This window comes from Neobacillus fumarioli NBRC 102428 (assembly GCF_001591485.1).
GTDB classification, from domain to species: domain Bacteria; phylum Bacillota; class Bacilli; order Bacillales; family Cytobacillaceae; genus Neobacillus; species Neobacillus fumarioli.
Genome location: NZ_BCUZ01000094.1, coordinates 1 through 10732 on the forward strand (window position 1 = coordinate 1; position 10732 = coordinate 10732).

At 39.2% G+C, this 10732-nt stretch carries 11 protein-coding genes and 1 pseudogene; all 12 read left to right on the top strand.

The genetic code is table 11. The features are described 5' to 3' along the window. The first annotated feature begins 8 nt into the window (after positions 1 to 8). Positions 9 to 1387, top strand: a pseudogene (locus tag BFU02S_RS12145) (aminotransferase-like domain-containing protein). 76 nt (positions 1388 to 1463) lie between these two features. Then, entirely contained in the window at positions 1464 to 1793 is a 330-nt protein-coding gene (csaA, locus tag BFU02S_RS12150) for a chaperone CsaA (RefSeq protein WP_066370966.1), read from the top strand. 435 nt (positions 1794 to 2228) lie between these two features. Then, on the top strand, positions 2229 to 2540 hold the full coding sequence (locus BFU02S_RS12155) for a PTS sugar transporter subunit IIB (RefSeq protein ID WP_066370969.1): 312 nt from the start codon (positions 2229 to 2231) through the stop codon (positions 2538 to 2540). Next, positions 2540 to 2872 carry a PTS sugar transporter subunit IIA gene (locus BFU02S_RS12160; RefSeq protein ID WP_066370972.1) on the top strand — a complete coding sequence of 111 codons (333 nt, stop codon included), beginning with the start codon at positions 2540 to 2542 and terminating at the stop codon, positions 2870 to 2872. Before BFU02S_RS12155 ends, BFU02S_RS12160 begins: the two co-directional genes overlap by 1 nt. A gap of 31 nt (positions 2873 to 2903) precedes the next feature. After that, a complete protein-coding gene (celB, locus tag BFU02S_RS12165; RefSeq protein ID WP_066370974.1) occupies positions 2904 to 4199 on the top strand; it encodes a PTS cellobiose transporter subunit IIC in 1296 nt (431 codons plus the stop codon). A 111-nt stretch (positions 4200 to 4310) separates the two neighbouring features. After that, positions 4311 to 5714 (top strand): glycoside hydrolase family 1 protein, encoded by a 1404-nt coding sequence (gene gmuD / locus BFU02S_RS12170; protein ID WP_066370976.1) that lies wholly within the window; start codon positions 4311 to 4313, stop codon positions 5712 to 5714. A gap of 106 nt (positions 5715 to 5820) precedes the next feature. Further along, entirely contained in the window at positions 5821 to 6534 is a 714-nt protein-coding gene (locus tag BFU02S_RS12175) for a GntR family transcriptional regulator (RefSeq protein ID WP_066370978.1), read from the top strand. Between the two features lie 15 nt (positions 6535 to 6549). Beyond that, a complete protein-coding gene (locus BFU02S_RS12180; protein ID WP_066370980.1) occupies positions 6550 to 7413 on the top strand; it encodes an ROK family protein in 864 nt (287 codons plus the stop codon). Between the two features lie 19 nt (positions 7414 to 7432). Beyond that, on the top strand, positions 7433 to 8380 hold the full coding sequence (gene manA, locus BFU02S_RS12185; RefSeq protein WP_066370987.1) for a mannose-6-phosphate isomerase, class I: 948 nt from the start codon (positions 7433 to 7435) through the stop codon (positions 8378 to 8380). 243 nt (positions 8381 to 8623) lie between these two features. Beyond that, positions 8624 to 9385 (top strand): DODA-type extradiol aromatic ring-opening family dioxygenase, encoded by a 762-nt coding sequence (locus BFU02S_RS12190; protein ID WP_066370989.1) that lies wholly within the window; start codon positions 8624 to 8626, stop codon positions 9383 to 9385. 101 nt (positions 9386 to 9486) lie between these two features. Then, positions 9487 to 10185 carry a DsbA family protein gene (locus BFU02S_RS12195; RefSeq protein ID WP_066370992.1) on the top strand — a complete coding sequence of 233 codons (699 nt, stop codon included), beginning with the start codon at positions 9487 to 9489 and terminating at the stop codon, positions 10183 to 10185. Between the two features lies 1 nt (position 10186). Beyond that, on the top strand, positions 10187 to 10606 hold the full coding sequence (locus BFU02S_RS12200) for a disulfide oxidoreductase (protein ID WP_066370994.1): 420 nt from the start codon (positions 10187 to 10189) through the stop codon (positions 10604 to 10606). Positions 10607 to 10732: the final 126 nt, after the last annotated feature.

A 10732-nucleotide genomic window follows, 5' to 3' on the forward strand; every position in this document is an offset into this window, starting at 1 on the left:
GTCATTATATGAAAAAGAAAATCTTAAATGGGGAATGGACTGTTGGGACGAAGGTTCCACCGCAAAGGACTTTAGCCAAACAGTTTGGGGTCAATCGAAGTACAATTGTCATCGCTCTTGAAGAATTAGCAGCAGATGGATTAATTCAATCAAAAGTTGGGAGTGGCACAAGAGTAATCAATAACACATGGACTCTACTTGCTTCAACGCCGCCTCCTGATTGGATTAACTATGTGCGATCCGGCATTCATGAACCAAATAAAAGCATGATCCAAAAAATTAATGAGGCAGAAGCCAATTCAATGATGATTCGGCTCGGTACTGGCGAACTTTCCCCTGATTTGTTACCGAATAGGCAGATGGAAAAAGTATTGCAGCTTGATATGGAAGATACATTGCCTCTTGGTTATGAAGAGCCGAAAGGTAGTCTTCATCTAAGGAAAACCTTAAGTTATTATTTAACAACAAAAGGCATTGAAGCTTCGCCCGAATCGATATTAATTGTATCCGGAGCCCTTCAAGCACTGCAGTTGATTTCAATTGGTTTATTGAAACGTGGATCTGTTATCTTGCATGAAACACCATCATACCTCAATTCCATCCATGTATTTCAATCGGCGGGTATGAACTTATTTGGGATTCCATTAGACCAAGAGGGGATTAAGCATGATGCCATCGGCCGATTAAAACGACAGCATGATGGGAGCTTTACTTTATACGATCCTTCATTCCATAATCCAACAGGTACTTTAATGTCAGAAAAAAGAAGGCAACAATTATTAGAGGTTTGTAAAAAAGAAGCTCTTCCGATCATTGAGGATGATGTGTATGGCGAATTATGGTTTGACACTCCCCCTCCAAAACCAATGAAGGCAAATGATAAACAAGGGAATGTACTTTACATTGGAAGTGTGTCCAAGTCACTAAGTCCGGGGCTGCGAATCGGCTGGGTGGTCGGACCGGAAGCGGTCATTAACCGCCTTGCTGATATTAAAATGCAAACAGATTATGGGTCAAGTTCCCTATCGCAATATGTTGTGAATAAATGGATCAAAAGCGGAATGTATGAGGAGTATTTAACAAAAGTAAGGGCGGAACTGAAAGATAGAAGGGATTACACGATACAATTGTTAACGAAATATTTCGCGAAATTGGCGAGTTGGAATGTTCCAAAGGGGGGATTTTATATCTGGTTACAATACAAGCAAATATCTCCACACGAACATTATTTGAAGCCGCACTTAAAGAAGGGATTCTGCTCAATCCGGGGAGCATCTATCTTCCTCATGACCAACAGCATCTTCGCTTATCCTATTCCTATGCAGCATTAGAAGATCTTGAAAATGGACTTAAACAACTATCGCAGCTTATAAAAAATAAAACGTAAACTTAATTGATGATTTACTTGAATCAAATTAGAGCATAAAATAAGAATATCTGTAAAAAATTGGGGGAGATTATTTGTGGCAATGATTGAAGATTTTTTGAAATTGGATATTCGCATAGGCACTATTATAAAAGCAGAACCATTTCCGGAAGCGCGTAAACCTGCCATTAAATTAGAAATCGATTTTGGTGAGCTTGGGGTTAAACATTCCTCGGCTCAGATTACCCGCAGATATGAGCCGGACCAATTAGTCGGAAGACAAGTGGTGGCAGTCGTAAACTTCCCGCCAAGACGGATCGCAGGCTTTAAATCAGAGGTACTGGTACTCGGCGGTGTTCCGGAAGAAGGAGACGTGATCCTTCTTAAACCTGATGAACCAGTTAAAAATGGTACACCGATCGCCTGAAATGTTGACATCTTTTCAGCTGTTAAAAGATTCAATCGCTTGGTTACGCAGGTTTTGTAAAAAATGGATGTATAGGTGAGGGGACGGAGTTAAGAGTCCTTCCTTCTCACTTGACTATAAATCTATTGTTGTTTTGCAAGTGATTGACTAATGATTCTTTCTATTTCCATCTTCATTGGCTGCCCCTTCTAATTACGTAGCTGATATCGTACTTCACCATTTAACCTTTTTGGAACCACCTCATTGTTTCTTCTGCATTCCAATTATTTCTTTTTATCTTGCATTAAAAATGAAATTTTTTGAAGAATGTTTATTTTTATTTTATAAAATGTATAGACATTTATTTTTAAATGATTATAATAATAATTGTAAGCGGTTTTTGAAAACGTTTTGATCTTGTAATGAAATATTTAAATCATAAGGAGATTGATGAAAATGAAACGAATTTTATTAGCTTGCAGCGCAGGAATGTCAACAAGTCTTTTGGTAACAAAAATGGAGCAGTATGTTACATCCATTGGTGATGAAGCAAAAATCTGGGCAGTTGGACAAGATCAAGCTAAAGCGGAATTGAAACATGCTGATGTGGTGTTAATTGGGCCCCAAATGAGCTTTTTAAAAGGAGAATTACAAAAAGAAGCAAATCAGTATGGGATTAAAGTAGATGTTATCGATATGATGGCTTACGGTATGACTGATGGTAAAAAAGCCTATGAACAAGCGCTTAAATTAATGGGGGATCAATAATGGAAAATATCGATTTGGAAAGTCTCAATGGTGAACAAATTAATTTTATGATGATTCTTCACAGCGGGAATGCAAGAAGCAAAGTCATGCAGTCTCTAAGAGAATACCGTGAAGGTAACGTGGAAGAAGCAGATCATCTATTAGTTCAGGCAGAAGATGACTTAAAGGTTGCGCATGAAATTCATTTTAAAATGGTGCAGCAGGAGGCTTCCGGGGAAAAAGTAGAATTTGCCTTGCTGCTTATGCATGCAGAGGATCATTTAATGTCAACGCTTACCATGAAAGAATTAGTGAAAGAAATGCTGGAACTATTTAAACAAAAAAACATATAAACCGCAAAAACAGGAAAAGGAGGAGAATCCGTTGTTTGAAAAACTGAGCGAATTCCTGCTTCCCATAGCAGGTAAGTTAAATAATAATCGTTATTTAACTGTTTTACGGGATGCGTTCATGCTCTCGTTTCCACTTACGATTTTTGGTTCCATCTTCGTTGTCCTCACAAACCTGCCATTCTTAAATAAAATGATGAGTGACAGTGCCATTAAATCGTTCCAGTCGATGTTTGGAATTGCTTCGTCTGCGACAATGGGCATTATGTCTGTCTTTGTTGTCTTTGGTATCGGTTACTACTTATCGAAAAGTTATGATGTTGAAGGTATATTTGGGGGAGCTATCGCACTTGTTTCATTTTTACTTTTAACCCCATTTGTCTATCAGCCTGATCATGGTGCAGCTATTCAGGGAGTTATTCCATTAGACCGTCTTGGCGCCAAAGGGATGTTCCTCGGTATGATTACCGCCTTTATTTCTGCGGAAATTTATCGAAAAATTGTTCAGAAAAATATTACGATCAAAATGCCGCCTGGAGTGCCACCGGCAGTAGCAAAATCATTTGCGGCACTAATTCCGGCACTTATTACCTTAACTGTCTTTTTATTAATCAATGTGTTTGTTACACAAGTTTTCAAAACAAATATGCACGATGTTATTTATAAAGCTGTCCAAGCACCGTTGGTTGGTTTGGGAGGCGGCATTATCCCTACGATCATTGCCATATTCTTTATCCAAATACTATGGTTCTTTGGTTTGCATGGCCAAATCATTATCAATTCAGTCATGGACCCGATTTGGAATACACTGATGATTGATAATTTAAATTCTTATACGGCTGGGAAACCGGTCCCACATATTATCTCTAAAACATTTATAGATATATATACAGTGGGAATGGGCGGAACTGGAATGACATTAGCTGTTGTTCTGGCCATTTTATTCTTTATGAAGAGTAAGCAATTGAAGCAAGTTGGAAAGATTGCGATTGGACCTGGTATTTTTAACGTGAATGAACCAGTGATCTTCGGTTTACCGATTGTTATGAATCCATTAATCATCGTTCCTTGGATTCTATCACCTATTGTTGTTACGCTTGTAACCTACTTTGCAATGGCTTCAGGTATTGTTCCACGACCTACAGGTGTAACAGTGCCATGGACTGTTCCGGTATTCATTAATGGAATGATGGCTACGAACTCTTTTGCAGGTGGTTTGATTCAGCTAGTAAATATGGCAATTGTATTTGTCATTTGGTTCCCATTCTTAAAAGTTATTGACCGTGTCAATGTAAAGAAAGAACAATCAGAAACAGAAAATGTTGCATAAGTTTTTTCAATTGAATGTACAAGGGGCAGGGGATACCGGATTAGCTGCTAGAAAATTTGCTAAACCGCCTTGCCTTTCATTTTTTAGATAAACAGGAAAAGGAGAAATCATATGTTAAACGCAGAAACTAATCAGTATCGTTTCCCGGAAGGATTTTGGTGGGGATCTGCGGCCTCGGCCACACAGACAGAAGGGGCAGCAGATGTAGATGGAAAAGGAAAAAACATTTGGGATTATTGGTATGAAATTGAGCCAAACCGTTTCTTCAATGGTGTAGGTCCGCAAAAAACCTCGCAATTTTATTATAAATATAAGGAAGATATTCAGTTAATGAAAGAAATTGGACATAACTCATTCCGGATGTCGATTTCCTGGTCCAGAATGTTCCCTAATGGAAAAGGGGAAGTCAATCCAAAAGCGGTTCTATTTTATAACCAGGTTATAAATGAATTGATTAAATATGGCATTGAGCCATTTGTTTGTTTATTCCATTTTGATATGCCAATGGAGCTTCAAAAAATGGGTGGATGGGTTAATCGAGAAGTGGTAGACGCTTATGTGTCTTATGCAAAAACCTGCTTTGAATTGTTCGGTGACCGCGTAAAGAAATGGTTTACGCATAATGAACCGATTGTTCCTGTTGAGGGTGGATATCTTTATGATTTCCATTATCCGAATGAAGTTGATTTTGCCAAAGCTGTTCAAGTGGGCTACCATACTATTTTATCCAGTGCAAAAGCAATTAAAGTATATAAAGAGCTACATCAAGATGGAAAAATTGGCATCATTTTAAATCTTACTCCTTCTTACCCCAGGAGCCAGCATCCAGCTGATGTAAAAGCAGCAATCTTAGCTGATGCATTTTTTAATAGATCCTTTTTAGATCCTTCCGTTAAAGGCGAGTTCCCCGCGGAGCTTGTTCAAATCTTGAAGGAAGAAGCGTTTATGCCTGTTATTAATGAAGGAGACTTAGAAATTATTAAAAATAATACCGTTGATCTTTTGGGTGTAAACTATTATCAGCCAAGAAGGGTAAAAGCGAAAGAGAATCTGCCAAATCCGAAAGCTCCATTTTTACCGGAACGGTATTTCGATTACTATATTATGACAGGAAGAAAAATGAATCCGCACCGTGGCTGGGAAATATACGAAAAAGGGATTTATGACATACTGAAGAATCTGAGAGACAATTATGGCAACATCGAATGCTTCATTTCTGAAAACGGTATGGGTGTTGAAGGAGAAGAGAAGTTTCGTGATGAAAATGGAATCATTCAGGACGATTATCGGATTGAATTCATTCATGAACATTTAAAATGGGTGCACAAGGCTATTCAAGAAGGCTCCAATGTAAAGGGGTATCACTTATGGACGTTTATGGACAACTGGTCTTGGACAAATTCTTACAAAAACCGCTATGGACTGATCTCTATTAATCTAAATAAGGATGGAGAGCGGACGATTAAAAAGAGTGGGCAATGGTTTAAATCAGTTTCATTGAATAATGGATTTTAACAGATGGCTGAGTTTGGCCATCTTTTTTCAAAAAATAATAAGTGAATTTGACCATATTTTTGTATACTATTACTATGGTATATCTTTTTTTACAAGGTGGTTCAGTATGACGAAGTATGAATCCATTTGTTTGGAGATTCGAAAGAGGATTATAGAGCGGAAATACCCAATTGATCAGCCGATTCCTGACGAAATTTCTTTGGCTAAAGAATTCAATTGCAGCAGAATGACAATGAAAAGGGCGCTTGACATTTTGGTATCTGAGGGGCTTCTCTATCGCAAACGAGGGCATGGTACATTTATTGTTCAATCTGCCATTCAAAATAATAAGGTTAATGTCGTAACCAATGAAGCAATGGGGTTGACTAACCTGTTAAAAGATAAAAATGTTAAAAGTAAAATCATTAAATTTGAAGTTCAATTTCCGTCAGAGGATATTTGCGCGCACTTAGCCATAGATTCAAAAACTCCCGTCTATTATATCATTAGGTTAAGAATTGTAGATGGAGAACCTTATGTATTAGAGAAAACCTATATGCCAGTAACAATTATTCCAGGCATTAACGATGAAATTCTCAATGGGTCCATTTATGATTATATTATGAACAAACTTGTTTTAACGATAGCGGGATCCCACAGAATTATAAGAGCTTGCAAGCCCGATGACTTGGATTATGAACATTTGGCATGTGAATTGAATGACCCGATTCTTGAAGTGGAGCATATAGGCTTTTTAAATAACGGCATCCCGTTTGAATATTCATTCTCGCGCCACAGATATGATAAATTTGAAGTAACAACTATTAATATGAATCGATAATTGGAGGGAATTTGTATGCTGGGGGCAATTGAAGCAGGCGGAACCAAGTTTGTTTGTGCCGTTGGGGATGAGTCAGGTCAAATTATAGAGCAAATAAAGATCCCTACCACAGTACCGGAGGAAACGATGGCGAAGGTCATCCGGTTCTTTAAACAATATGATTTGGAAGCGATCGGAATAGGTTCTTTTGGTCCGATTGATGTAAACCTGGAAAGTTCAACGTATGGATCGATTACCTCAACTCCTAAAATAGCATGGAGGGACTTTCCTTTTGTTCAGACGATAAAAGATGCTTTTTCTGTTCCGATTGGATTCAATACGGATGTAAATGCCGCGGCACTTGGGGAAGTTACACATGGGGCTGCAAAGGGTTTGGACAGCTGTTTATACATCACGGTAGGTACTGGAATTGGAGCAGGAGCCATTGTTCAAGGACAGCTGCTTCAAGGCCTGTCACATCCGGAAATGGGCCATATTATCGTACGCCGCCATCCACATGATCAATACGAAGGGAAATGCCCGTATCATCATGATTGCCTGGAAGGACTTGCAGCGGGCCCTGCGATCGAAGAACGATGGGGTGAGAAAGGTTTTAACTTAAAAGGCCGGGACGAAGTGTGGGACATGGTGGGGTATTATATTGCTCAAGCACTAATGCAGTATATTTTGATTCTATCTCCGAAAAAAATTATCCTGGGCGGCGGAGTTATGAATCAAAAACAAGTATTTCCTTGTATTTATAAGCATTTAAAACAGCTTCTGAACGGTTATGTATCTTTGCCGGAGCTTTCCGACTACATTGTAAGCCCGGGGCTGGGTGAGAGAGCAGGTATTATAGGCTCCCTTCTTTTAGGGCATCAAGCGTTGCAACAGAAATAAACCGAAAGTTGGAGGAATTATGTTACAGCCATTATTTTTAAAACCAGTGTTTAAAGAGCGCATTTGGGGCGGCACTGCATTACAGCAAAAGTTCGGATATGAAATTCCAAGTGAAAAAACAGGAGAATGTTGGGCGATCTCTGCCCACCCCAATGGATCATCTATAATTGAAAATGGCCCATATGCTGGAATGACGTTGGACAACTTATGGAGGGAGCATCCCGAGCTTTTTGGAAATCCAACGGAAGAAGTGTTTCCGTTATTGACAAAAATTCTGGACGCCAATATGGATTTGTCTGTTCAGGTGCATCCGGATGATGCTTATGCTAAAGTCAATGAAAAAGGTGAACTTGGCAAGACAGAGTGCTGGTATATCATTGACTGCAAGGAAGATGCAGACATGATTTTCGGCCATAATGCCGCTACGAAAGAAGAATTGATTCAACAAGTGCAAGAAGGGAATTGGAGTCAGTTGCTTCGCCGGGTAAAAATCAAACCGGGTGACTTTTTCTATGTTCCAAGTGGCACGATCCATGCCTTATGTGAAGGAACACTTGTCCTCGAGACACAGCAAAGCTCTGACACCACTTACCGCGTCTATGATTATGACCGCAGGGATGAATCGGGAACTCCGCGTGAACTTCATTTGGCAAAAGCCATTGATGTGACGACTGTTCCTCATCAAGATACAAAGAGTGCTCCAGACGTTAAAATCTACGAAAATATGACAATAACTACATTTGTAAAATCTGAATTCTTCTCTGTTTATAAATGGGACATTAAAGGAGTGGCCAAATTTTCCTTTAACGATCAATATTTGCTTATAAGTGTCATAAACGGAGAGGGATCTCTTGTTCATAATGGTGAGCGGTACTCTCTAATGAAAGGAACTCATTTCATCATCCCGGTTGGAATGGGAGAGTTTGAAATAAACGGTAATTGTGAGTTAATTGTTTCACATCGATAGATTTCATCGCATTTTACAGGAAGTCTATGATAAATAGACAATCGTCCCTTAACAGCTAGATTATAAGGGACGGTTTTTCGTGTTTTCAGGAAACCATAGCAAAGACACAGGGGCTAATTTCAAAAACATTAGTTTGGAGGTGCAGTGAAAGTTACAACAGTAGGAAATTCCCCTTGAGGAGGGATTTTGATTTCATGATAAAATATAGTATGATTTAATTATCAAACGAGGGAGCAAATAGATATGATGCCATCCTTATTTTTAGCACATGGGTCACCAATGCTGGCTCTGGAAAATACGGAATATACTCAATTTTTAGCAAGACTCGGAAGTCAGCTCCAGCCAAAGGAGATTGTCATTTTTACCGCTCATTGGGAAAAAGAAACGATTACCATTTCTGCGATTGACGGCACGTATGAAACGATTTATGACTTTTACGGGTTTCCACCTGAGCTCTACAAAATCAAATATCCGGCCAAAGGCTCTGTCCGTTTGGCTGAAAAAATCCAAACGCTGTTTGCGCATGCCGGAATTCCGGCCCATTTGGATACTATGAGAGGTCTTGACCACGGTTCTTGGACCCTTCTTTATAAAATGTATCCAAAGGCTGACATCCCCGTGGTGCAAATTTCGGTCCATCCATTTCTGGAACCTGAAAAACAGTATAGGATTGGTAAGGCGATTCAAGAGCTGGCAGACGAGGATATCCTGATCATTGGCAGCGGGGTAACGGTCCATAATTTGCGGGCAGTTAATTGGAACCAGACAGAACCGGAACTTTGGGCGGTCCAGTTTGATGATTGGTTAATGGATCAATTGGAAAAGCAGGATTTCATCAGTCTTTTTCAATATGACAAGTTGGCCCCAAATGCTAAGCTTGCTGTTCCCCGACCCGAGCATTTTGTTCCGTTATTGATTGCAGCAGGCAGCGGTTCGGGGCAGCCGAAAGTGATTTATCGAAGCTATGAGTTTGGGTCATTAAGTTATCTTTGTATACAATTTTAAGATAAAAAATGCCACCAAGATGGCATTTTTTATTTGCAATCTTTTTGAAGATCGGTAATATTTAAACTATCTTAGGAAAGTCCTGAAACGGAGTGAAATGAATGGCAAATCAGAAAAAAAGTTCGAAAACGAATTCTTCTGCCAAATTCACCTTTTGGATGATTGGCTTAGTCGCTGTTTGTATCTTGGCATTTATCTTTCTCGGTCATCACTCCAAACCACAAGAACAAACCACGTCCCCATCCGTCAAAATCAATTATTCAAATGAGCCGTTCTTGGGTAAAGAGTCCGCCCCTGTTTCGATTATCGAGTTTGGCGATTATAAATGTCCATTATGTAAAAACTTTAATGCAACCGTTAAACCCGAGATTCAAAAAGAGCTGATTGACACGGGAAAGGCAAAGCTTTACTTTATGAATGACTCCTTTATTTATAAAGATTCAAAACGTGCCGCCCTATTTGCCGAATCGGTCTATCAAGAGCTTGGAAATGATACCTTTTGGAAATTTCATGATCTTCTTTATCAAAAGCAGAATCCTAATGATGAGAAAAAAGATGTATTCACAGAAGAATATTTAACCAATACATTAAAGGAAATCGCCAGTCCGGCAGATGTTGACAAAGTAGTGAACAACTTTAAGGCCAACAAGTCATATGACGCGTGGAAAAAGGATATGGATTATGTGGATAAACTGGGAGTGACAGGCACGCCGACATTGTTTGTGAATGGAAAAGAGTTTACTGGCAAGACAATGGATGATTTGAAAAATATGGTTGATCAAGCGGCAAAGGGGAAATAGGATGAATAAATCGCTGTTTGTTGCTTGGATTGCCGCTGTTATTGCAACTCTCGGCAGCTTGTATTTTAGTGAAGTCATGCAGTTTATTCCATGCACATTATGTTGGTATCAACGGATTTTTATGTATCCACTCGCAATTGTTTTGGGGATTGCTTTTTACAAAAATGATAGAAGAATCTACCCATATGTGCTGCCGCTGTCGATCACCGGCATGCTGATTTCCGGCTACCACATGCTTCTTCAAAAAATTCCCTATTTAAAACAGTTTGAAATGTGTAAAACCGGAGTGCCGTGTTCGGAAGATTACCTTAATTGGCTTGGATTTGTCACTATTCCAATGTTAGCCTTTATTGCTTTCACGATTATTACAATTAGCTTGGTGATCTTGGCCCGCAGCCATGAGGAAGTGACTGTCGATTGAGTTATACAAAGAAAAAATTAAATAATGGCTCCTGCATATTTTGTGAAAAGTTCCCTTTCGCAGCAAAAAAAGGTTAATAACTTACGAAAAAGCATGGTCATTCGCAAAGGGATTCTCCGATGCATA

Excerpts from the sequence above, each read along its gene's own strand:
- BFU02S_RS12190 (WP_066370989.1), top strand. The coding sequence starts at position 8,624 with ATGATGCCATCCTTATTTTTAGCACATGGGTCACCAATGCTGGCTCTG.
- BFU02S_RS12175 (WP_066370978.1), top strand. The coding sequence starts at position 5,821 with ATGACGAAGTATGAATCCATTTGTTTGGAGATTCGAAAGAGGATTATA.
- BFU02S_RS12200 (WP_066370994.1), top strand. The coding sequence starts at position 10,187 with ATGAATAAATCGCTGTTTGTTGCTTGGATTGCCGCTGTTATTGCAACT.
- BFU02S_RS12155 (WP_066370969.1), top strand. The coding sequence starts at position 2,229 with ATGAAACGAATTTTATTAGCTTGCAGCGCAGGAATGTCAACAAGTCTT.
- BFU02S_RS12160 (WP_066370972.1), top strand. The coding sequence starts at position 2,540 with ATGGAAAATATCGATTTGGAAAGTCTCAATGGTGAACAAATTAATTTT.
- manA (WP_066370987.1), top strand. The coding sequence starts at position 7,433 with ATGTTACAGCCATTATTTTTAAAACCAGTGTTTAAAGAGCGCATTTGG.
- gmuD (WP_066370976.1), top strand. The coding sequence starts at position 4,311 with ATGTTAAACGCAGAAACTAATCAGTATCGTTTCCCGGAAGGATTTTGG.
- BFU02S_RS12180 (WP_066370980.1), top strand. The coding sequence starts at position 6,550 with ATGCTGGGGGCAATTGAAGCAGGCGGAACCAAGTTTGTTTGTGCCGTT.
- BFU02S_RS12195 (WP_066370992.1), top strand. The coding sequence starts at position 9,487 with ATGGCAAATCAGAAAAAAAGTTCGAAAACGAATTCTTCTGCCAAATTC.